This is a genomic window from Flammeovirga kamogawensis, from assembly GCF_018736065.1.
GTDB lineage: Bacteria > Bacteroidota > Bacteroidia > Cytophagales > Flammeovirgaceae > Flammeovirga > Flammeovirga kamogawensis.
On sequence record NZ_CP076129.1, the window covers coordinates 1456143 to 1479317 of the forward strand.

Below are 23175 nucleotides of genomic sequence, written 5' to 3' on the forward strand. Positions count from 1 at the left end.
TTATTGTAGTTGAGTTTGTTTTAATATTACATTTTCTTGATTAATTTCAGATACTTCGTCCATAAACTGATTCCATTTTGAAAAAGAAGCGGGTTGAAGTAATAAAAAATCAGAGACAAAGGTTTTTGTATAAATTACCTTATTATCTTTTAAATCATATACTGTTTCTACAGCACCATACGTACATTCTTTGAGTTTATTTTCTGGTACAAAATGAACCGTATAACCTTTTGGAATAGTCAATACTGTAGTAGACGATAAAGTATATTTATACTCTTTTTCAAAAGGAGCTGTACGAGTTTCCTCGTCTAATTTTTCATTTCCCTTAGGCTTGTGAATGTTTAAGTTTACATAATATTTGTTGCTTATCTTTCTAGAATAGCTAGGTACTTCAAATTTAAGATGCACAATTCCTTGTAGTTCTTTGTCGGAGAAACCCTCTTTACGTATAGAATCAATCTTAATATTATTTTTTCCAATAGAAAGAAAATCTCTCAATCCTTGTTTATCTTTTCTAATATCAGATTTGTAGTCATTTATTAAGTAATCTTCTTTAAAGTAACCTTTAAAACTAGAAGTAAAGTGCCCCTCTAAATTAGTATCATTTATAGAACACCAAATACTATCCGTTCTACTATTATTATTTGCACTTAATTCTGGTACTTTAATTATTTCATATTTAATAGGACCATTGCCAATAAGTGCTTCTTTTCCTTGTATCATACTACTAGGTGTTCCGTATTTAGAAAAAGGATTGGTTGCATCTAGAAAAAGCGTTGTGTCGTTGTCTGAAACAGCACATATCATATGGTTATCTGCTATAGTACTTGGAAGGTCTTTGTACGAGTAGGGCTTTTTTCTTGTTCCAATCCAAGTTAAATGAGCATCTACACCCATCACCTGGTAAAATGAATAAAGTAAATGTGCCATATCTTTACAATCACCGTATCTTTTATTTAAGACATCGCAAGCACTTCTTGGGATAAAACCAGCCATTCCATCTTCAAAAGCAATATATTTTATATTATTCTGAACCCAATTGAAGACGGCTTTTTTAGCTTCTTCTCTCTCCATTGTTGGAGAAATAATTTTACTTAATTCATCTTCTAATTGTTCAACGTCACATGGATTTACTTTATTTATTAAACTTGCATACCACTTGTAGAGATCACTTACACTAGAGGATACATTAATTTTATTTCCTAAATATTCATAAGAATCAACGAGTACAATTATGTGTGGAGCAGTATATGTTTTAGAAGGACTATCTTCTTCATATTTAAAGCCATCGATATTTTTTAGAACCCATGTATAAGTAGTTTTGTCCTTTTCGGTTAACGTACTCATCACTATATCATCTTTATTTTCTCCGTAAGTAAAATAATTGATTTTTACATTACTAGGGAATGTTACAGAATATTCAGCATCTTTAATTGGGTAGTTATCTTGAAAATAAAAAGGAGAGATGAAATGTGCATCCTTAATATTTTTAGTGTAGAGTAATTTTCCTCCAGAATTTGCAATTAGTTGTGGATAAACAAAGGAAGTGTTCTTGTAACCGCTATAGAATATACCTTTTTGAACAACATCACTTGTGTCGAAATTTTTTACTTTTATACCTTTTAATTTTTTTGATGTGGGAATAAAGGAGTAAGCCTCAATAGACTTAATTTCGTCAAAATCACTGAAATAAATATCTTCTCTTGAATGACTTTTTATGTTTGATACAAATAATTTTTCATCATCATGAGCTTCTGTAATGTTAAGTAAGCCATTTACGAGTTCAATATTTAAATGTGTTTTCTTTTTTAAATAGATCACTTCGGGTAAACGATCATTACCAAATATAGGCAACGAAAAGAGTATTAAACTGATATAGTTTAATAGGAGAAAAAGTTTCATGTAAGCGTTTGTTCTTTAGAGTTGAATAGTTTTAAAATGTATAATTTTAATAGCTGATAAAACTATTAATAGGATTATATTCCTTTAGTCGTTTTTAATTATGAATTGAGAGAGTAAGTTTAAAATATTAAATAGTCATACACCATTAACGCTACAAAACTATATAATAAATAATTAAATACAAATACATGTGTGGTTGTGTATTTTATTATTTTTAAAATAAAATTTTCTCTAGCTGTTTGAAAGAAAAACTATTCGGTTTTAAATAAAAAAAGAGGTTCTTCAACAAAATAAGTAATAGCTTTTAAAATAGAAAGTTGCCAAGTAATCTACTTGGCAACTAAGAGTAAGAGAAGTATTTAGAGTTATGATATTCCTTCTTTCATTTTTCCTTTTCTAATGATCTTTTTACTTTCTTTTCCTTTAATAATTCCTTTTTTGTCATCTATCCAAACAATTGCTCCAGTTGGACATCGTTGTATAGGATCGATTGTTTTATGGTTTTGTTGATAATCAACGGTAGGTAAATTATTAATAAGTTCTATTAAATTACCCTCTGCATCCATGGCACATTTGCCACAAGCTGTACAACCAACTTGGCAATCTTCTAGAACAACATCTCCATGATCTAAGTTTTTGCAGTTTACCCAAAGTTTATGACTTATAGGAGCTATAGAAAAGAGCCCTTTCGGACAAGCTTCTACACAATCGCCACAACTTGTACATTTATCAACATCTACTTCTGGTAGTCCGTGTGTATTGAGTTGAATGGCGTCAAAATCACAAGAAATTTCACAGTCTCCAAGTCCTAAACATCCCCAAAAACATCCTTTTTCTCCTCCAGAAATTAATGATGAAGCTTGGCATGTTTTCATACCTTTGTATTTCGCTCTACTAATTGCAACATTAGTGCCACCACCACATGCTAATCGAGCTACTCTTTTTTCCTCTTTTCCGGGGTCTACACCAAGGTAAGTGGCTATACTAATTTGTCCCTCTTCTGTATTTACAGAACACTTTCCTGGTAGTATACTACCACCTACAACTGCTTCTGCAAAAGGCCGACAACCGGGAAAACCACAAGCACCACAATTGGCTTGAGGGAGTAATCCATTCACTACATCTATTCTAGGGTCTTCGTAAACGTAGAGTTTTTTGTTGGCGACAATTAGCATAAGTGCAAGTAGTAGAGTGAGTCCACCGAGTGCTGACAGTGCTATAATTATTGTCATTTTCTTTTCTTTAAAAATTTAAAATCTTTTTACTCAAAGAAGGTTATGACCAAGTTTCCTAATGAAGAAAAAGTAAATTATCAACTATCACATAGGAGCGTTTCTAATCAATAATTTAACTTTAATCTTCAAAAGTAACCTTTGCTGGTTAGTAAATAACTTCTGCCCATTTATGTCCGGCAATCATTTCAGCTTTTCTAATCAACCAAGCATCTTCTGAACCAAGAATTGTAGCAAATGCTTTGTCTAAATTTTCTCGAACTCTTTCATGTCCAGCAACATAGATATATGTATTGTTTTGCATCAACATATCGTGTAATTCGTGCTCTTTGGCTTCAATGGCATCATCTAATGCAACAGTATCGGTCCATTCTGGACGGTTACTTACTGCTTTCATAGCTTCAAAAGTACTTTGGTCATAGTAATTTGTAAGGTCATTGTTTTCCTCATTCATATAAGGCATTTCCATACCAGTTCTTGCACCGTAAAATAACCGAACTTGCCCTTTCCAATCGTGTACTTCTTCGTAGATATGTTTTACAAAAGCTCTAAAAGGAGCAATTCCTGTTCCCATACCAATTAAAATTAAATTGGCATTATGGTCTTTTGGTAATTGGAAGGCTAAATCAAAAGGTCCTGTAATAGTGATAGTATCACATACTTTGCGATCGCATAAATAATTAGAGCCTATACCACGGTAACGTTCACCACTAAAATCATCGATATAAGCACACCTTTTTACTAATAAAGTGATACGTGTTTTACCATTTACTTTCTCTGGGATATCAGCAACACTATATAAACGATGGTGTTGTGATTGCCCAAAATCGCCTTTTATATCTACCAAAACACCAAAGCTCTGATTTACTTTACATTCAAATGAGGGATCATCAATTTCTAAAACCATCTCTCTAATTTCGTCTGTATTTCTTGGTGTTAAGCGCGTTGTTCTAATAACTCTTGCTTGGTACTGAATATCTGTTTTATAATCTGCTAAATGTGACATTTTATTGTTTTTTATATGAATTGGATTTTAAAGATTTGCAGTTTTAATCTGCTTTTTACAGACATTACCGCAATTACATTTTCCGCATTTACTTCTATCTCCAAGAGCATCGGTATTTTGTGTCTGATCGGAAAATACCTTTTTCCAAATGCTCTGAATTACTACCCATGCAACCATCATTAAGACAATTGCACAGCTACCAATCAGGTAGGGGGTAATGCTATCCACCTAAACCGGAGAACCCCATAAATGAAAGCGATAATACACCTCCGATCAGTAAGGTAATTACCGTTCCTTTTACCACTTTGGGTACTTCTGCAAATTCTAATTGTTCTCTTAACCCTGCCATCAACATTAAGGCAATAGTAAAACCTACTCCAGCACCTAAGGCAAAAACAAACCCTTCTAAAAGTCCGTAGCCTTTGTTAGTTTGGAAAAGTACTAACCCTAAAATTGCACAGTTGGTAGTTATAAGTGGTAAGAAAATACCTAATGCTCTAAATAGGGCAGGGCTCATTTTCTTCACAATCATTTCTACTAATTGAACTGTGGAGGCAATAACCACGATGTAACTAATTAATTGTAAATAAGGAGCGTCTATTGCTGTCAATAAACTATTGATACCAAAGGCACAAACAGAACTAATTAGCATTACAAACGTTACGGCTCCACCCATTTTTGTAGCCGTATCCATTTTACCAGATACACCTAAAAAAGGACAAATACCTAAGAAATAAGCCAACACAAAGTTGTTGATCAAACAGGCATTAATAAAGATATTCCATAATGATTCTTGATTCATGACGTTGATTTTTTTGCTTTGATGATATTAAATAATAACAACCAAAAAGCGAGTGTAAAAAAGCCTCCTGCTGGTAAGACCATGACAATCCACTCCTGAAATCCTTCTGCAAATATTTCTATTCCGAAGATGCTTCTACTTCCTAATAATTCCCTCACAACACCCAAGCAGAGTAATCCAAAAGTAAAACCTAGCCCCATTCCAAGGGCATCTAACACCGATCTTCCAACAGTATTTTTTGAAGCAAATGCTTCGGCTCTACTTAAAATCAAACAGTTCACCACAATTAAAGAAATGAATGCACCTAAACTTTTATGTAGCTCTACACTAATTGCCTGAATCACATAATCTGTAACAGTTACGAATGTGGCAATAATTAAAATGTAGGAGGATATACGTACTTGTTTTGGAATGAAATTTCTGAGTAATGATATCAGAATATTCGACATCAATAATACAAAAGAAGTGGCTAAACCCATAGCCAATGCATTTGATGAGGTATTGGTAACGGCAAGTACAGGACACATGCCAAGTACTTGTACAAAGACAGGATTTTCTTTCCATAACCCTTTTATAAAGTCGTTGGTAGATTGACTCTTATTTAGACGGTCAGAAAAGCTGTCTTTTTTATTTTTATCTCTAATTTGTTGTACCATCTTTTTCTTGATTTTTAGGTAAAACAAATGCGTTCTTATTTTTATAAATAAGAGGCAACATGGCTTCTGTACTACTCGCTAAAATATCACCAATTGCACGAGAAGAAATGGTAGCCCCTGTAATTCCGTCTACTTCCCAAGCATTGGTTTTTTCTCCACTTTTAGTAGTGGTAATTTTATTTTTAATAGATGATAAGTCTGCAGATAAAGAGGCATCCATTGCAGTAAAGTTGGCCAAGAAGTCGGGATCTTTTTCAATTTTATCACCCAAGCCCGGTGTTTCTTTACTTTCTAAGACATAGAAACCAATAATTTGTTGTTTATCGAAACTATATCCATACAATACACTGATAATATCTGCATACCCTTGTCCTTTTCCATTTATGGCAACACCTACTAATTCATTAGAATCATTGTAACCGGCATAAACTACTTGATCTACTTTTTTTTGATTACCAACAGGAACAAAAGTGCCCTCTACAAAATGGAATGCGGCTGTTTTAGAAATTCCAGGAATCACTTTAAAAATGGCTTTTTCTAATGCGGCCTGTTTAAGCTGTGCAATACGAGGTTTTGTGGTTTCGTAGGTAACAACAATTAGTAAAGCACATAAAATACCAATTCCAACCATGGCTTGAAGCATCTTAAAGCTACTTGCTTCTTCTATTACTGGAGCTTCTTTTATTGTACTCATGATTTCTTTTGTTTTGATGTGCCGTATACTCTCGGTTTTACAAAATTATCGATCTGAGGGGCAATAGCATTTCCTAAAAGAATAGCATACATTACTCCCTCAGGAAGTCCACCCCAAACACGAACCACGACAACTAAAATGCCGATGAAGACTCCATAAATCCATACACCAATTGATGTTAATGGAGAACCAACCATATCTGTTGCCATAAAGAACGCACCTAATAATAGACCTCCAGAAAACACCATAAATAATGGGTTGGGATAACGTAGTGGATCTATAAAATAAAGTAGGCTACTTAGGAGGATAACAGTCCCAATTATAGCCGTTGGAATACGCCAATTGGCCATCTTTCTACTGATAAGGTATATACCTCCAAGTATAATTATTACTCCACAAGTCTCTCCAGTAGATCCGCCTGTTAACCCAAACATAAGCTCTGTTGTAGGTGCAGTAACATGATCAAATTTAAAGGCAGAAAGTGGTGTAGCACCAGATGTGCCATCAAAAATTGGCTGCATAAAAGGAAGTGCCAATACCGATGATGCTATTTCTGTAAAACGGTTTCCTTGAAAAGCCTCATACCAAGTAGTAATTGCTACGGGGAAAGCAGCTTGTAATACAGCTCTTCCCACTAAAGCAGGGTTAAAAACATTATACCCTAATCCGCCAAACAAAAACTTACCTAAACCAATGGCAATTACTCCACCACAGAAAGTCATCCATAAAGGAAAAATTGGCGGTAAGGTTAACCCTAATAATAGTCCCGTTATTATTGCAGACCAATCATTAATTGTGGTTTCTTTATGAGAAACTTTACATAAAATATGCTCTGTTAATACGCAAGAAACAACCGATGTGAGAAGTACAAAAAAGGCACTTAGTCCGAAAGCATATACCGCAAAACCTGCAGCAGGAAGTAATGCATAGACCACGTTTTTCATTATCACATCGGTACTATTTCCTTTTGTAATATGAGGCGATGTACTAATATTTAATGTTTTATTCAACATGGGCTGCAGCTTTACGTTTTCTAACAATATTTTTTGATAACCTGAAATACTGAACCAATGGAATATGTGAAGGGCATACAAAAGAACAGGAGCCACATTCAAAACAATCCATTAAATTTTGTTCTTCAGCCATCTTATCATACGCTTTGAACTTTGCAAGAATCCCCATTTTAGAAGGGTTTAACGATAACGGACAAGCATCAACACAAGCACCACATTTAATGCAAGGGTACACTTTTTCGTTCGTTTTTACATCCTTATCGGTAAATACCACAATTCCAGATGTTCCTTTAGTTATAGAAATATCAAGATTGGATACCGCCATGCCCATCATTGGGCCACCTAGATACACTTCAGAAATATTCTCTTCTAAGCCCACTTCATCCAATACATAACGGAGGGGTGTTCCCATTGGAATTAAATAATTTCCTTTCTTTTTTACACCTGGACCAGTGATGGTCACTACACGTTCATGGATTCCCCAACCATGAGGAAGTAAGCGGCCAATTTCTGCAGTTGTTGCTACATTTACTACAACAGCTTTTACATCAATTGGTAAGCCACCCGAAGGAACTTCTAACCCCAGACAAGAAGTGATCAGCATTTTTTCTGAACCTTGCGGATATTTTACAGGAACAACTTGTACAGTAATTGGACTATTTTCAGGAAGTAATGCTTTCAGATGTTCAGCAGCATCAACTTTATTTCCTTCAATACCAATAATACAACGTTTTGCGCCTGTAGCTTTTAGCAAGTAATTGATACCTGTAATGATATCTTCTCCTTGTTCAAGCATTACCCTGTGGTCCGTAGTAAGGTACGGTTCGCACTCTATACCATTAATTAGCAGGACTTCACATTCTTTGTCATCAGGTACTTTTAATTTTACATGTGTGGGAAAAGCCGCCCCACCAAGACCTACAATACCAGCTTCTTGAATTCCCTTTAAAATGTCATCTTTACTTGCTGAAGCAAGATGAATAGGGGAACCTTCCGCAATTTCCTGACCGGAAAAAGGGAAGGCTTCCAAGTAAATCCCCGGTGACATTTTTCCGCCTACAGTAGGAACATTTCCGATTTTACGGATAATTCCTGAGACAGGTGCATGCACTGGAACTGATACATAACCACTTGATTTGGCTAGCAATTGCCCACGCACAACTTCTTGGCCTTCTCGGACTATTATTTCCGAAGGGGAACCAATATGTTGTGCCATGGGAATAATGAGCACTGGAGCAAAAGAAAATTGTCTGATCGGAAGATCTTTTGTATCGTCTTTGTACTCCGGTGGATGAACCCCATGTTTGAATGTATTCTTATGAATAGTCAACATTTTCATAGGATTTGCTCATTAATTATATTTCTCTCCTCTTTTGATTAACTTCTCAATGTTCTTTTCAGACATATTTTTAGGTAAGCCTGGATGTAGAACACCTGCAGTACATTTTTCTGCAGCCTTTACAACATCTTGATAAGTACCTCCGTCAGAGTTTTTTACAAATGCTTTTTTATCTGAATTATAAGCAAAGATTTTATTATTGATTTTGATACATTCATCGCAACCACTACAATCTTCTGTCTCTATCCAAGGAGCCATGTAATTTTCATTTGGGGCAACTTGCGTAGCACTTTCTGTAGTAACTGATATACCTGAAGGCTGAACCAAATCTACTAAACTACTACCATCACCACCAGCAAGTTTCATTAAACCTTGAGCGATATTACCTACCACTTCAGTACGGATTTTTTCTTCAAGGTTTTCTTCTGGTGTATCTTTTATGCCTGCCAAACCTTTTAACATTACCCAGAAGTCACGTCTTTCTTCGCAAGATTGGACCATAGGTTCTGCACAAAGTACTCTAGTTAGGTGCTGTTTTCTATCTACCGCCCAAACAAATGGGAAGAGACCTTCTCTTTCATCAGCATCCATATTTAAGAACTCTGCAATTGGCACCATATTTTCGTTCCATGCATCACGAGGTACTTTACGGAAGTGTTTTCTAAACCTTGCTTCAGTAAGTGCAAAATCAGCAAATGTCATTTCTAAATCCATTGCTTTTTCTACACCATTATCTATATATTTTAATTGGTACGATGGCCAATCTTTCTCCATGTCTGGGTTACCACTTAAATCAAAGTTTTCAGCAGTAGTTTTTCCATTCTCTGGATTGTATTTAAATATAGGATAGGTGCGAGATTCTACGGCCATTTTAGCTTGGTGTGCACCCAAATCGTCGGCAACACCATGTTCTGGCTGACAGGTTGTATAAAGGTTGAATAGGGCAGGACGTTTAGCCATTAATCCATCTATAAAACCCTCTATCATTTGCGTAGTGTTTGATAAAGTGCCTTGTAAAACATACGTATTACGATGAGCCATAGCTAACAAACCAATCTCTTTACGAGGTTCTGCTTTTCCTTTCCATACCTTGCCGTATTGCGCCATATCAGATACTTGCCCAATAAAACCAGATGTACAGGCTTGCCCACCAGTGTTAGAATAAACTTGAGTATCTACTACAATAACTTTAATTGGTTTACCCGAAGCCATCATTCTAGATAAGTTTTGGAAACCAATATCATACATAGAACCATCTCCACCAAGCGCAACCACAGGAGGACATAAATGCCATTCTTCATCTGTAAATTGTTCCCATGTAAAGTAAGTAAAGTAATCATCGTGTTCCGATGCATTGTATTCTCCACTAAGCTCTAATTCTGCTTTTCGTATTGCTTTAAAACCATCTGCCATCTTAGCCATGTGTCCTTCAAAAATACCCATAGCCAAAGAGGTAGAGTCTTGGAATAAATGGTTGGCCCAAGGGAATGGATATGGGTTATATGGATACGTACTACCCCAAACAGAAGTACATCCTGTGGCATTGGTCATCCCCATATTTGCACGGCCATCTCCAGTTGTACCACTAGTATATCTCCATTTTAATTGTTTTAGTTGTGCAATTAATTGAGACGTATTTCTTAACCATTCTTGGTCAATTGGTTCGCTACCTTTTTCTTGCTCAATTCTGCTAGTAATCTCCGCCATTGTCAGATCGCTATCTTGCATTTCTGTAACAATTTTAGACATCATGTCAGCGTCACTTAAATTGACTGTGTCCATCAATTTCACTTGTAAATGACGCTCCATTTTTACTATCAACTCATCTAAGTAATTGATGTGTTTTTCAATTCTAGGCATCATTAAAGATTGGACTGTTGCAGTAAATAAATGCACTACAGTTTTTTCAGAACAACCTAAACAAGCACCATCACCAGAGGCAAATTTACCGTAAGCTTCCTTGTTAAGAAGCAATGTTTCTAACGGTCCAATCTTCTCTTCTAGATCATCAATTCTATTGTATTTTTCTGGAGTATTTGGCAATTCTTCCCATAAGTCCCATTCGCTTCTCAATTTGGCAACAGAACCTTCAGTTTGTATAACGGTTTTTAAAGCATTGTCATCACAAACTTCTATACATTCCATACAGCCTTTACAAGTTGCTGGGTTTAATGTAATACTAAATAAACCACCACTTCCTTTTTCTTTTTTCTCATTTAGATGATAATAAGGACGCGTAAGAGCAAATTTGAAATCACCTAATTCCTCCTTAAACCAGAGCAACTCTTGTTTTAATTGTTCCGAAGTATTTTCATCTTCAACTGTTTGATGAATCACTTCATGAATATGTTCATTTACGGAAATACCTTTATTCTGTTCTCCATCAAAAAGAGTTCTGATTTTACTTTCCATCTTACGAGTAGCCTTAGGAAGTTCCTCCACTTTTATATGGTTTTTCTTCACTCTATTTACTACTGTTTCAAGCACATCTTTTAGCTCAGAAACCAATCCAGGTAAAGCAGTATCAGGGCAAACGGAATAACAATTACCACAGGCAGTACAATTATCAGGTACCCATTCAGGATGCTCAAAACGAATACCCGTCATGTCTCTAAATAGAGAAGTTGTTGCAGGCATTACAGACATGCCAATAAATGGATCTGTTATGTTATCATTTCCTTGTCCAGTTTGATAGAAGTTTCCTGTTTGCTCCCAAAAGCGATGTACATCACTAAGTTTTGATTCAGAAACAGGGCGTTCTTTCATCATTTTTGGTACTTTAAGTACCATTCCTTCTTTCCCGTTAGAAGCACCTAGAACTTTATTTTTGATTTCATGAACTTCAGTAAACCCACGTTTTACAACACGCATGTTATCGTCTACTACACGTTGTCCTTTTCCTCCAAATTTATATTGTAATTGATCTTCAATAGCTTTTAATAAAGCGGCATCAGAAAGACCAGCTTTTTCCATTAAAGGTGATGCAGAGAAAAAGGCACCTTGGAAAGCAATACCCTGCATTCTTAATTGCAACTCTGGGTCTGTTGCTTCTTCTCTAGCAATCTTAAAACCATTAATATAAAATACATGGATTTCGTTCTGTATAATTAGCTTTTGATATTGCTTTGGAATTTCTGCCCATACTTCATCGGCAGTAGCTTTATCACTTTGAACAATAAAACTACCTCCTTTTTTTAACCCGGCTAACGCATTGGTGTGCTTGAATACATTAGGATCAGGAGAAAGAACAACATCTACAAAATAATATTCGCAATTAATACGAATAGGCTCTGGAGCTGCCGCTAAATAATAGGTAGTTGGTTGCCCTTTCTTCTCCGAACCATATTTAGGGTTTGCCTTAATATCATAACCAAGCAAATCGAATAACGTCATGGCTAAATTTTTACCTGTAGTAATGGCACCCCAACCTCCTACAGAGTGGAAACGTACCGTTATCGCACCTTTAGGCATAAGGTTTGGGTTTTCTGACCCACGAACAGATAAATCTTGGATGTTTGGATAGGCATCTTTAATCGACTCTTGGTACTGACGTTGTTTTGGCGTAAAAGCGTGTTCACGAACAAAATCAATTGATAAATAGAATTGTTTTTTCTGCTTGCCTTCTGGAAGCATATTTTCTATTGCACCGATAATTCCTTCAGGTTGTAAATCTCTCGATCCCATACCAAAAGAACCAGAATAAAGTGCTGGGAACTCATCTGGTTTATAGCTTGCTAAAGTGGGGTAGGGCTTGTTCTTTTTACTAGCACCGTTTTCAATACATTTTGTTAAAACAGCTCTAATTTCCCTTATTATTGGAGAATCTTCAGCCAATGGTTGGTCTAAGCGTTCTAGTACTGTAATTCCCTTTTTGCCTTTTAATATTTTGCTAATTAAATCGGCAGGGAACGGTCTAAACATTACTAAATCTACAACACCTACTTTTAATCCTCTTGTTTCTCTAAGGTAATCTACTACAACTTCCGCAGATGTTACCACAGAACCTTGGCCCAAAATTAGATAGTCTGCATCTTCTATTTTGTAAGTCATTACACGTTCGTATAATCGACCAGTTAAGGCTGCAAAATCTTTAAATGCTTGATCGGTAATTTCTTTTATATGGTCAAAGAAGAATGGGCGTTGTGCAGCCACAGATTGCATGTACGAATCTTGGTTCTGAACAATACCCGCCATTAATGGATTATCTACATCCCAAATTTCTGGAATTCTTCTTCTTGTGTCTCCGTAAATAATTTTTTGGGCGGCTGTTGGAGTAGGAATAATATCATCAGGTCTTCCTAAAAACTCTTTGATTAATTCGCGTTCTGGAAGTGATAAAGATTCGATCAAGTGCGTAGTTAAAAAACCATCTTGAGCAATAACACCAGGTGTTAAAGCCATCTCCGCAATTTTGTGAGATATGATATTTAAATCGGCTACATGTTGTGCTTTTTTAGCAAACATCTGAAAAAATCCAGTATCATCAATGGCATGGTAGTCATCATGACCAGCATGTACATTTAATGTAGATTTTGTCATTGCTCTTGCGCCAATATTTAGCACATACGTTAGGCGTTTACCTACTGCTGCATAAAGAGACTCGTGCATATAAGCTATCCCTTGTCCTGAAGAAAAGTTAGCTGCCCGTTGTCCTGTCATAGATAAACCTGCAGTTACTGCTGCTGCTGCATGTTCACCTTCTGGTTCTATAAAAATTAAAGGTTTATCAGAAATATTGAGGTGTCCTTTTGCCGCTTCTTCAGCCCAATATTCTCCCATCTGAGTAGAAGGGGTAATAGGGTAAGCACCTGCAGCATCAGTAGATTCTCTTTCGCACATAATAGCGGCCGTGTTGCCATCCATTGCTACACGTACACCAGGATATTTTACATTGGAATTTTTTTGATCCATAATCGTTACTCTTTTAGCTCTTGTTTGTCTTGTGTGTTGTTTATAAAATCTAGAGTGTATTGTTCCAGTATCATATTTTAGAAAACATGATTTACTTTAGAATACAGTCGGTTACTACCTTGAACAGAAATCAGAAATTTCGATCAAGTAATGGTGTTTATTATAAAATGTGGTTGTCGAACCTTTTGTGTTGTTTAAGATAGTTAGCAAACAAATTAGTGGTTTGTATCATTTTTAATTGTTCTACTAATTATCAATGTAGTTATTGGAATCTACCGTTGTTTATTGGTCGGTTAAAGATAGATTTTATATATGGTTTTTTAGGTTACGCTCAATTTCATTTCTTACACCATTTAGACATGGTCAATCACTTGTTTTTAAAAAGATAACTTGACCTAATGTGGTTTAAATCTCTTACTCATTTTCTTATAATCTAATTAGTATTTAATAAGTGTTGTTTAGAACATTATTTGATAAATGTATTAACAATCGGGTTTGTTTAGCATGATGCCGATCAAGTAAATTGATGACCAAAGTCAATTGAAAATTGTAAATCTTTATTTCTTAGATAAAATTGTAATGGTTAGATAAGTAAATCGACTGAGATCTAGAAAGGTGATTATCGGCCATTTTATAAGCATTTACAAACATTTTATACTGAATTGTAATGTATATAAAACTACTTATTTCAATCGGTTACATTTCAAGTTTTCATTTTAAAATTTCTTATTATCAGGGGTGTATTTAATTGTTTTTTTTATATAAATGCATGAATAATATTTAGACTAATTTTAAATAAATAATCAATTTTATAGTTGTTATTAATTAGTGTAAAAAATACATTAAAAGTTTTTGTTTTTTAATTCTTTTCAATAAATTGAGATGAATAACAAAAAACTTACAGCAATGAATATGTACCCTAAACAACAAAAAGAACAGCTTGAGTTAATTACATTTTGTAAAAACTCAACTAAAAATGCAGAAAATTATTTAGTTGAAAGTACGTACTACAATTTAAATATGATGCTAAATTCTTACGAGCATTTATATATGTGCTTTGAAGATTATTTATTAAGAAAATGTCCATCTTTAAACCGTCAGCAATTTGGACAGTGTAACGAAAATGCACTTCCACAATTTGATTATGATGGTAAACGAATGACACTAGAATGTTCTGCTGATTGGGTATCTGTTAAAGTATTGGAGACTATAGAAAAGTTAGAAAAAGGGATAGTTGCTCCAAAGTCTGCGTACATAAATCATTGGAAAGTTTTGCAATTACATTTACAAAAAACACGTGCATTAGTAAAGGGATTAAGAAAATATAAACACTTAATGCCAACAAAAGGATTAATGCATTAAAAATATAATTTTTGGAACGTGAAAGGTAGGGTCTATAGAGATATAGGCTCTATTTTTTTTTAGAAAGATAAACCACAGTTTACACTAATATTACTATAATTTATATTGAACTCATTTGTTGGAACATAATTGTATTTTAAACTGAAGAATGGGTTTATTCTATCAAAAAATGATGTAGTAAATCCAATTTCACCAATAAATCCAAAACTTACACTACTTGCTTTTATTTCTTTCACATTATTATTCCCATTCGGATCAAGTGCATAATGAGAAATCATATAGCCCTGTTCAATAAAATAACCACTACCTCCAAAACCTATAAATGGAGAAATTATACCTCTTCTATTAAAATTATAATGAACATTTAATTGAAAAGGAACGATTACAAAGTTTTTAAGGTCACTATCTGGTATAGGCGAATTGATCTCTGAGGTCAACTCTTTTTCAGAAAAATTATAAGATGAAGCTACTCCAATTGAAATAGGTATTTTAGAAAAGTTTTTTCTAATATCAATTCCAACACCATTTAAACTCATTTGGTGTACATCACCAACACTGTTTGTCTTACTATAATTAACAATGAAATCTATTTTTTGAGCCTGTGTTGTAGCAGTACACATGAAAATAAATACAAAGACAAAAAATGATTTAAAGAATAGGTTTAACATACTTGATTGTGGTGATTGTTAAATAAGTTTGTAGTAGTAAGGCAAATATAGTTTATTTTTTAATAAATAAGTATATTTTATCTTAAAATTGTACAATTGACAGCTTTGCCATTTTATAATTAACAATTGCTGCTTAAAAGACTCTTACAATGTTAAACCCAAAGAAAATATCACCAGTACTCCAATCTCCTTCGGCATAACTCATAAAGCCGGGTTCGTTTGTAGATTGAGCATTTGTAAATAAAAGTTGAAAAACATGACCTCCTGTTTCTATGTCTAAGCCAACAGTTAAAGGATCCTTGAAATCAGAATCACTAGCTCTACTAAAATTGTAAGAATAATCTATATTGACAGACATTCTTTTACTGACTTTATATCTTCCTCCAATACCCAATACATATTGATTATGATCTTGATTGACATTATAAACTAGATTTTGTCTAACATAAGTAGGGGCTAACTCTAGGGATAACTTTTTAATTCGTTTAGAAAATAAGAATTGAGCAGCATAACTCATTCGATCAGAACCTGTTATTTCTGGATACAATTCTGTACTCACTTGAGTATTTACATTAAAAGTACCGTAAGCAGAAATATTGATAGGAAAGTTATCTTTTTGCTCTTTAATACGAATTTTTGTACTCCCTGCATATGTTTTTCTCCAAGATTCTCTACTTATCCCAATTTGAAAACCATCAAAAAGAGCGTAAACAAGTTGAATTTTTGTATTTGCATTGTCTAAACCAAAAAATGTTTCCCAACCATCTTTTAAAGAACCGAATCTATGAGAGATATACATATAAAAATCACCTTTCCCACCTACTTTAGTAGATTGTAGGTTTCCAATTTTCATTGCTTTAAATGCAGGCTGTTCAAATGTGATAGAGTCTATTGTTTCAGTTTCTATTTCGTTCAATAAATCATCCTGTGCAAATGTAAAAGTACAGGAGAAAAGAAAGAGTAATAGTTGGTAATATTTCATTGTTAGTTATTTAATTATTGTACAATTATTTAGCTTAATTTCATCTAGTAACTCATCAAAACCAATGTATTTCCCTTTTATAGTAATTTTAGAACCTTTGGTTATTTTTCTTGGAAGCGTTGAAGAAAACTGGCAAAATACTTTATTATTAAGCTGTATTCCTTTTTCTTCTAATTGAGTTATAGTTCCATTTAGCTGTATTACTTTTGCAACATAGTTAGTTGAAGAGTTGCTTTCTATTTTATTAATAAAATCAACAGCTTCACCATTAAAACTCACACTACTATTTTCTATTGTAGCTGGAGGTTTAAAAATGTAAGCTATTGATAGAATTAAAGCACTACTTACTATTATGAATAGGATTAGTAGTTTACTTTTTTTTGAGTGCATAGTTTATAGATATATGAATATTTTCGGATATCTTTTCTTCTACAATACTAGGTATTTTTATATCAAAATTTGAAGGGGCGACATCAAAAGCAGTTTTAACAATTAGAGAGTCTTTTTTAAAAGACAATGTTGCTATCGCTTGAATTTCTTTTGGTATACCTTTTATTGTGAGTGTTCCCTTTAAGTCAAAATCTTTAGGGATATCACTTACCTCATTAACGTCAAAATTTGTAATCTTACCCTTAAAAGTAGCCTTTGGATACTTATCTGAAGACATATAATTTTCATTAAAATGTTCTTGCATCAGGGCTACTTTAAAATCGAAAGCGGCAATAAATAACAGAGCAGCAACTTCTCCTGTTTCAATATTAATGATTGCTGTTGTACTATTATTAGTTGCTTCCACAGGCTCAAAAGCCTTTACAGATGCTTCGAAATCAGTTTGACCAGTTTTAGTTATATATTTTTGTCCGAAAGAGGTAATACTAATGAAGAGTAATAAGATTGTAAGTTGTTTCATGAGTTTCTATTTTTCAGGAAAGTTATCATCTACCCATTTTTGTATACGTTGTCTTTCTTCTTGTGGCATTAAACCAGAAGGAGGCATAGGGTTTGAACTGTTATTTATTCTTGATAATAAATTACCGCTTTCAGTCTGAAATTTAAAATTTGTATAACCAGATAAGTTAATGCCTGCTTGTGGACTACTACCACTATGGCAAGAAATACAATAGTTATCTGCAATTGTTAAAACATGAGGGTCATAAACTACAGCTTCTTCGGCTACAGTATCATCGTCCTCTTCAGGAATTTCAATTACATTGTTGTCATTTGTACCTGTGTTATCATCATCGATAACAGCTTCAGAACAACCAAAAATTAGAAGAGAAATAAAAGTGAAAATAAATAACTTTTTCATAACGTTAGAATTTAGTGTGTTTAGATTGAATAATTAGTAAAACAGGTTCGTGTTATTATTGTTTAAACAAATTTAAAATAAAAATTTGTTTAAACAAACATATGATATTTTTAATCAAAATTTTAGGTTTATCAGAAATTGCAAAACTAAAAAATAAAAAAATAGAATAGTAACATCTTGTAAATAAGTTATTTATGTCTAAAATTATAAAAAAGTTGAATTAATCTAAGAATTGGTCTAGTAATTGTAACTTATACAATTAAATATGTTATATTAGTATAACACAAAATAAGAGAACAAGTAATCTTAGTATTACATTAAAAATATAAATATCTAGTAAGTAATTAACCCCATCTTTTGATTAAAGGTGGGGTTTCTTTTTGCATAAAAAAAAGAGTCATTAATTTCACATCAATGACTCCTTTAAATATTATTTATAGCCTAATTACACCCCAAACAATCCTTCAATTGAAAGGTATCTTTCGCCTGTATCATAATTAAATGTAAGAATTGAACTTCCTTCAGGTATCTCTGCTAATTTTTTGTCTACAGCAGCTAAAGATGCTCCAGTAGAAATTCCACCAAGGAAACCTTCTTTAAGTGCTAATTCTCTTGCAAAAGCTTTAGACTTTTCAGCATCAACACCAATAGCACCATCTAATAAAGTGGTATCTAAGTTTTTTGGAATAAAACCAGCTCCAATTCCTTGTAATGGGTGAGGACCAGGAGCACCTCCACCGATAACTGCACTTACTTCTGGTTCTACAGCAAATACTTTAAGGTTTGGCCATTTTTCTTTAAGCACTTTAGCAACACCAGTTATATGTCCGCCTGTACCAACACCTGTAATTAAATAATCTAATCCGTTAGGAAAATCCTCAATAATTTCTTGAGCTGTTGTTGTAGCATGGATATTTACGTTGGCAGGATTATCAAATTGAGAAGGAATCCAAGCATTTTTATTTTCGGCAGCTAATTCTTCTGCTTTGGTAATTGCACCTTTCATACCTTTCTCTTTAGGCGTAAGTACTAATTTAGCTCCATAACTTGCCATTAATTTTCTACGCTCAATACTCATAGATTCTGGCATACAGAGAGTAATTGAATATCCTTTTACTGCAGCAACCATAGAAAGACCTACACCTGTATTTCCAGAAGTAGGTTCAATAATTTCAGAGTCTTTGTTTAAAAGTCCATCTTCTTCCGCTTTTTCAATCATAGCTAAAGCAATTCTATCCTTAATACTACTCGCAGGATTAAATCTTTCAGCTTTAATAAATACATTATACTTATTCGAGAAGAGTTTATTAATTTTTATAATAGGAGTTTGTCCTATTGTTTCGAGAATTGAATTATAGATCATTTGTATTTTATATTTAAATGTTTGTTACACGAAATAACATATAATTTTATTAGCATCCAAAGTCTATATACTTTATATACTAATAAAGATTGTAATATAGTTTATTACTCGTTTTAATTAGAATGAACGATCTTAAATTGTGATTATTTCAATGATTTAAATGAGAGTTTAAGGAATTACAATTTTCTCTGTAGCAATAGATTGCCCATTATTTACTCTAATGATGTATTGCCCTTGGTCTAAGTCTGTGAAATCTAAAGGGATTTTTTTACTCTCTACCTTACTAGTATCGAGTGTTTTTCGACGCATTAAATATCCATTAGTACTATAAATTTCATAAGTAGTGATACTCCCATCAAGTGCATTTAGTTCTAAAATAGCAGTTTTATCTTTCGGTGCATTTGGAATTACTTTTACATTAAATATCGCTTCATTGCCACCCACCTGAATTGGACCAAACACTTCAGAATTACCATCAATATCAACTTGTAAAATTCTATAATAAAAAGCTTCACTTAAATGGTCTTGCCAGAAGTAAGTACTTTTTATTAAACGATCATCATATACTTTAATTTGATCAAGTGCTTCCCAATCATTTTTATCTATTGCTCTTTCAATTATATAATAGTCGCAATTTATTTCTGACGAAGTAGACCAGTGTAGTGTATTTTTTCCCTGTTCAATTTTTCCTGTAAATGATATTAATGCAATAGGTGGAGATGTATTTAAAAGATAATCGCAAGTAACAAGGTTGTTGTCTGGTATAAAATTGCAATTGGGTATGCTCCAATTTAAAGCATATGATAAATTTTCATCGTCTAGCTTACCAAAATCTACTGAGGTGTTTTCAGAAAATTTGAACGTACCTTTTCCCATAAGATACAAAACATCATTAGGCTGTTTTATGCTAGATAAATCTAAAATACTGTTTTCAGTAAAACTAATTAACCCATCATTCTGAATTTCAAAATCATTTCCTTCAATACTTAAACTTTCTGAAATAATGACAGAAGCTGTATCTACTATGCTAAGGTTACTATGTTTAGCTATATAGATGTTACCAATATTAGCTTCCTTTCCTCTAAATTGAAGTAAACCATGCTGGATATTTACATCATTCGCATAAATGTTATTATTTAGTATTGCAGAAGAATTGATGATAATTTTATCGTCAGCACTAAGGTAATTAGCAATATTATAAGCAGATATAGTGTTCACTTTCTCAAATGAAATATACTTTTGTGTACTTATACTATCACCAGAAATTGATGAAGCAAATTGTTGCTTTTGATTATTAACACTACCTGATACTACAATTTCAGCATTTGTAATTAATGCTCCTACGATTTGTAAATTTCCCTCTAAAGTGATCTTTTTAGCTTTAAGCGTATCTGTACTACTACCTCTAAATTGAACTGTAGGGTCAAAGCCACCTTGAATAATAATTTCTTTATTAGCATATAATTTAGAAGACCTATTAATAGACACAGGTGTCTTTAAAATGATTTGTGCATTAACAGTTTCCGTGTAAATACAGCATAACACAATTAGAATGAATACGTTAAATGTGGCTTTCATAATAGGATTGCTCTTTCAATAAATTAGTTAATCATAGAATGATTTTTATTCAGACTAAAACTATCATTTTATACGCAATAGTACAGATGGAATTCGTCTTGGTTAATATTTATTAGCTTTATAATGGAACGGAAAGCATTTTTCAGATTACTGATGATTACTGTTAATCTGATGGTTTTTTATGCTATTTGCTTAATTATTGTCATATCTAAGTCAAAATTATGCTACAATTGGTGAGGATTATTACAGTTTTTGATTTACAAATCGGCTACATTTGTTTTAAGTGTAAGTCAAACTATTAATAGTTAATTTACATCAAAGGATTTTTTAAGATTCTAATTTTTTATAGCATAACTGTGATTACTTATAAGAGAAAATGCTAATAGAATCGCTTCGGTTTTCCTTATGTTCAGTTGCAAGATTGAACATAAGGGAAATTGTAAGAAGCAGAAATTGATATTGACGAATTTAGACAGAAATAAGAGTGAAAAATTCAACTATGATCTACAAAATCAATATAAATTGAAAGTATTCTTAAAGTAAGGTTTATCAAATAGAAAAGATGTATTTAAAAAATGGACAATTATATTGAAACGCTAATCTGCTAATAAAATAATTTTTTCTGCTAGTATAAACCTTAACTATCAACGAATATGCATCAGAGTAATTTTTTAATAGATCTATTTTAAACAATTGACTCAGAGAAGAAATAAACAAATAACAGAAGAGTATGAAAATTAAAAGTATTTACGCACTAGCATTAATGGGAATGTTTTCTTGTAGTAAAGGAACTTCTTTAGATGGACAAGCAAATAAAAAAGTAGACAAACCAAATATTATCGTTTTTTATGTAGATGATTTAGGATATGGTGATGTTGGAGTAAATGGATTAAAAGGAGCAACTACACCAGTGATAGATAATTTAGCTCAAGGTGGAATTAATTTTACAGATGTTCACTCTCCACATGCGACTTGTACACCTTCAAGATATGCAATGCTAACTGGTGAGTATGCTTTTAGAAAGAAAGCACAAATTTTACCAGGTGATGCTCCTTTATTGATTGATACAAACAAAAAGACTTTGCCCGACATGCTAAAAGATGCAGGGTATGCAACGGGTGTTGTAGGTAAATGGCATTTAGGTTTAGGTAATGGTAGCGTTAACTGGAATGAAGCTGTTAAACCTGGTCCATTAGAAATAGGATTTGATTATTCTTTCTTGCTACCAGCAACTGGAGATAGAGTTCCTGCTGTGTATTTAGAAAATCATCATGTGGTGAATTTAGATAAAAATGATCCTCTAGTAGTTAATTATAAAAAGAAACCTGGTAACACTTATCCAACTGGAGAAGAAAACCCAGAATTAAGACGCCAGCCAGCAGATAAACAGCACAATAAGACAATAATTAATGGTATTTCAAGAATTGGCTACATGTCTGGAGGGGAAAAAGCAATTTGGAAAGATGAAGAGTTCCCTGACGTTTTAGCTGGTAAAGCAAACGAATTTATGACAAAACATAAAGATCAACCTTTCTTTTTATATTTTGCTTTTCATGATATTCACGTTCCTCGTTTACCAAATAATGATTGGAAAGGAAAATCAGAAATGGGAGTTAGAGGTGATGTTATCATGCAAATGGATCACACTGTTGGAATGGTAATGGAATCATTAAAAAAACTAGGTCTTGAAGAAAACACGTTAGTCATTTTTACATCAGATAATGGTCCGGTTCTTAATGATGGTTACGACGATAAGGCAGTGGAATTATTGAACGATCATAAACCTGCAGGTATTTATAGTGGTGGAAAATATTCTGCTTTAGAAGGGGGCACGCGTGTACCAATGATTGCTTATTGGCCTAAACATATTAAAGGTGGAAAAACAAGTGATGCTATGTTTTCTCATTTAGATTTTTATGCATCTTTTGCTGATTTAGCGGGAGTAGAAATTAAAAAAGGAGAAGCAATTGATAGTAAAGATGTTTTATCTGCATTAATAGGAACTTCTGATGAAGGACGAAAAATGATGTTAGAGGAGTCTTATACTTTATCTTTAAGAAATGGTGATTGGAAATACATTGAGCCAATTGCGAAGAATAAAAGAATTCCAGATTTTATGGATAAAAATAAAGGTATTAAAGGTGGCATGTCTAAGAAAGTACAACTCTTTGATTTATCAAATGACCCTGCAGAGACAACAAATGTTGCTAATAAACATCCAGAAATGGTGAAAATGATGCAAGCACACATCGATTCTCTTAAGAGTGTTTCAGTAAGTGCATCATTATAAATATTAATTTAGATAAGGGCATCTGTTGTAAGAAATAGATGCCCTTTATTCTATCACTGTTATACAGA

General features: G+C 33.3%; 18 protein-coding genes. 2 read left to right on the plus strand and 16 right to left on the minus strand.

Annotation, left to right across the window (positions count from 1 at the left end; translation table 11 throughout):
* The 9 genes from KM029_RS23885 to KM029_RS23925 all read right to left on the minus strand — a co-directional run bounded on the left by KM029_RS23885 (position 1) and on the right by KM029_RS23925 (position 13555).
* Positions 1–1902 carry a transglutaminase-like domain-containing protein gene (locus KM029_RS23885; protein ID WP_144076319.1) on the minus strand — a complete coding sequence of 634 codons (1902 nt, stop codon included), beginning with the start codon at positions 1900–1902 and terminating at the stop codon, positions 1–3.
* Between the two features lie 365 nt (positions 1903–2267).
* On the minus strand, positions 2268–3134 hold the full coding sequence (locus tag KM029_RS23890; RefSeq protein WP_144076320.1) for a (Fe-S)-binding protein: 867 nt from the start codon (positions 3132–3134) through the stop codon (positions 2268–2270).
* Positions 3135–3282: 148 nt separating this feature from the next.
* On the minus strand, positions 3283–4140 hold the full coding sequence (locus KM029_RS23895) for a ferredoxin reductase domain-containing protein (RefSeq protein WP_144076321.1): 858 nt from the start codon (positions 4138–4140) through the stop codon (positions 3283–3285).
* Positions 4141–4360: 220 nt separating this feature from the next.
* The gene (locus KM029_RS23900) at positions 4361–4942 is read right to left on the minus strand and encodes an electron transport complex protein RnfA (RefSeq protein WP_144076322.1); all 582 of its coding nucleotides are present in this window, start codon (positions 4940–4942) and stop codon (positions 4361–4363) included.
* Positions 4939–5598: an electron transport complex subunit RsxE gene (gene rsxE, locus KM029_RS23905; protein ID WP_144076323.1), complete on the minus strand. Its 660-nt coding sequence runs from the start codon at positions 5596–5598 to the stop codon at positions 4939–4941. Before rsxE ends, KM029_RS23900 begins: the two co-directional genes overlap by 4 nt.
* On the minus strand, positions 5582–6292 hold the full coding sequence (locus tag KM029_RS23910; RefSeq protein WP_144076324.1) for an FMN-binding protein: 711 nt from the start codon (positions 6290–6292) through the stop codon (positions 5582–5584). Before KM029_RS23910 ends, rsxE begins: the two co-directional genes overlap by 17 nt.
* Positions 6289–7305: an RnfABCDGE type electron transport complex subunit D gene (locus KM029_RS23915; RefSeq protein ID WP_144076325.1), complete on the minus strand. Its 1017-nt coding sequence runs from the start codon at positions 7303–7305 to the stop codon at positions 6289–6291. The genes KM029_RS23910 and KM029_RS23915 overlap by 4 nt, the downstream gene beginning before the upstream one ends.
* Positions 7295–8644, minus strand: a complete 1350-nt coding sequence (gene rsxC / locus KM029_RS23920; RefSeq protein WP_144076326.1) for an electron transport complex subunit RsxC — start codon at positions 8642–8644, stop codon at positions 7295–7297. Before rsxC ends, KM029_RS23915 begins: the two co-directional genes overlap by 11 nt.
* A 12-nt stretch (positions 8645–8656) precedes the next feature.
* The gene (locus KM029_RS23925; protein WP_205125524.1) at positions 8657–13555 is read right to left on the minus strand and encodes a 2-oxoacid:acceptor oxidoreductase family protein; all 4899 of its coding nucleotides are present in this window, start codon (positions 13553–13555) and stop codon (positions 8657–8659) included.
* 882 nt (positions 13556–14437) lie between these two features.
* On the opposite strand from KM029_RS23925, the gene KM029_RS23930 reads away from it, so the two are divergent.
* A complete protein-coding gene (locus tag KM029_RS23930; protein WP_144076327.1) occupies positions 14438–14917 on the plus strand; it encodes a hypothetical protein in 480 nt (159 codons plus the stop codon).
* Between the two features lie 59 nt (positions 14918–14976).
* Here the strand turns inward: KM029_RS23930 and KM029_RS23935 are convergent, their stop codons facing one another.
* The 7 genes from KM029_RS23935 to KM029_RS23965 form a co-directional block, all read right to left on the minus strand.
* On the minus strand, positions 14977–15585 hold the full coding sequence (locus KM029_RS23935) for an outer membrane beta-barrel protein (protein WP_144076328.1): 609 nt from the start codon (positions 15583–15585) through the stop codon (positions 14977–14979).
* A gap of 133 nt (positions 15586–15718) precedes the next feature.
* Positions 15719–16567, minus strand: a complete 849-nt coding sequence (locus tag KM029_RS23940; RefSeq protein WP_144076329.1) for a DUF5777 family beta-barrel protein — start codon at positions 16565–16567, stop codon at positions 15719–15721.
* Between the two features lie 6 nt (positions 16568–16573).
* Complete coding sequence (locus KM029_RS23945) at positions 16574–16957, minus strand: hypothetical protein (RefSeq protein ID WP_144076330.1); 384 nt, start codon at positions 16955–16957, stop codon at positions 16574–16576.
* Positions 16938–17477 carry a YceI family protein gene (locus KM029_RS23950; RefSeq protein ID WP_144076331.1) on the minus strand — a complete coding sequence of 180 codons (540 nt, stop codon included), beginning with the start codon at positions 17475–17477 and terminating at the stop codon, positions 16938–16940. The genes KM029_RS23945 and KM029_RS23950 overlap by 20 nt, the downstream gene beginning before the upstream one ends.
* A 6-nt stretch (positions 17478–17483) precedes the next feature.
* Positions 17484–17876: a hypothetical protein gene (locus tag KM029_RS23955; protein WP_144076332.1), complete on the minus strand. Its 393-nt coding sequence runs from the start codon at positions 17874–17876 to the stop codon at positions 17484–17486.
* Positions 17877–18321: 445 nt separating this feature from the next.
* On the minus strand, positions 18322–19239 hold the full coding sequence (cysK, locus tag KM029_RS23960; RefSeq protein ID WP_144076333.1) for a cysteine synthase A: 918 nt from the start codon (positions 19237–19239) through the stop codon (positions 18322–18324).
* Positions 19240–19407: 168 nt separating this feature from the next.
* Positions 19408–20817, minus strand: a complete 1410-nt coding sequence (locus KM029_RS23965) for a T9SS type A sorting domain-containing protein (protein ID WP_144076334.1) — start codon at positions 20815–20817, stop codon at positions 19408–19410.
* Positions 20818–21547: 730 nt separating this feature from the next.
* Between KM029_RS23965 and KM029_RS23970 the strand changes: the two genes are divergently transcribed.
* Complete coding sequence (locus KM029_RS23970) at positions 21548–23107, plus strand: sulfatase family protein (RefSeq protein ID WP_144076335.1); 1560 nt, start codon at positions 21548–21550, stop codon at positions 23105–23107.
* Positions 23108–23175 lie beyond the last annotated feature (68 nt).

Coding starts and splice junctions, on each gene's coding strand:
- KM029_RS23900 (WP_144076322.1), bottom strand. CDS start 4,942: ATGAATCAAGAATCATTATGGAATATCTTTATTAATGCCTGTTTGATC.
- KM029_RS23890 (WP_144076320.1), bottom strand. CDS start 3,134: ATGACAATAATTATAGCACTGTCAGCACTCGGTGGACTCACTCTACTA.
- KM029_RS23945 (WP_144076330.1), bottom strand. CDS start 16,957: ATGCACTCAAAAAAAAGTAAACTACTAATCCTATTCATAATAGTAAGT.
- KM029_RS23940 (WP_144076329.1), bottom strand. CDS start 16,567: ATGAAATATTACCAACTATTACTCTTTCTTTTCTCCTGTACTTTTACA.
- KM029_RS23895 (WP_144076321.1), bottom strand. CDS start 4,140: ATGTCACATTTAGCAGATTATAAAACAGATATTCAGTACCAAGCAAGA.
- rsxC (WP_144076326.1), bottom strand. CDS start 8,644: ATGAAAATGTTGACTATTCATAAGAATACATTCAAACATGGGGTTCAT.
- KM029_RS23965 (WP_144076334.1), bottom strand. CDS start 20,817: ATGAAAGCCACATTTAACGTATTCATTCTAATTGTGTTATGCTGTATT.
- cysK (WP_144076333.1), bottom strand. CDS start 19,239: ATGATCTATAATTCAATTCTCGAAACAATAGGACAAACTCCTATTATA.
- KM029_RS23930 (WP_144076327.1), top strand. CDS start 14,438: ATGAATAACAAAAAACTTACAGCAATGAATATGTACCCTAAACAACAA.
- KM029_RS23955 (WP_144076332.1), bottom strand. CDS start 17,876: ATGAAAAAGTTATTTATTTTCACTTTTATTTCTCTTCTAATTTTTGGT.
- KM029_RS23910 (WP_144076324.1), bottom strand. CDS start 6,292: ATGAGTACAATAAAAGAAGCTCCAGTAATAGAAGAAGCAAGTAGCTTT.
- KM029_RS23950 (WP_144076331.1), bottom strand. CDS start 17,477: ATGAAACAACTTACAATCTTATTACTCTTCATTAGTATTACCTCTTTC.
- rsxE (WP_144076323.1), bottom strand. CDS start 5,598: ATGGTACAACAAATTAGAGATAAAAATAAAAAAGACAGCTTTTCTGAC.
- KM029_RS23935 (WP_144076328.1), bottom strand. CDS start 15,585: ATGTTAAACCTATTCTTTAAATCATTTTTTGTCTTTGTATTTATTTTC.
- KM029_RS23970 (WP_144076335.1), top strand. CDS start 21,548: ATGAAAATTAAAAGTATTTACGCACTAGCATTAATGGGAATGTTTTCT.
- KM029_RS23885 (WP_144076319.1), bottom strand. CDS start 1,902: ATGAAACTTTTTCTCCTATTAAACTATATCAGTTTAATACTCTTTTCG.
- KM029_RS23925 (WP_205125524.1), bottom strand. CDS start 13,555: ATGGATCAAAAAAATTCCAATGTAAAATATCCTGGTGTACGTGTAGCA.
- KM029_RS23915 (WP_144076325.1), bottom strand. CDS start 7,305: ATGTTGAATAAAACATTAAATATTAGTACATCGCCTCATATTACAAAA.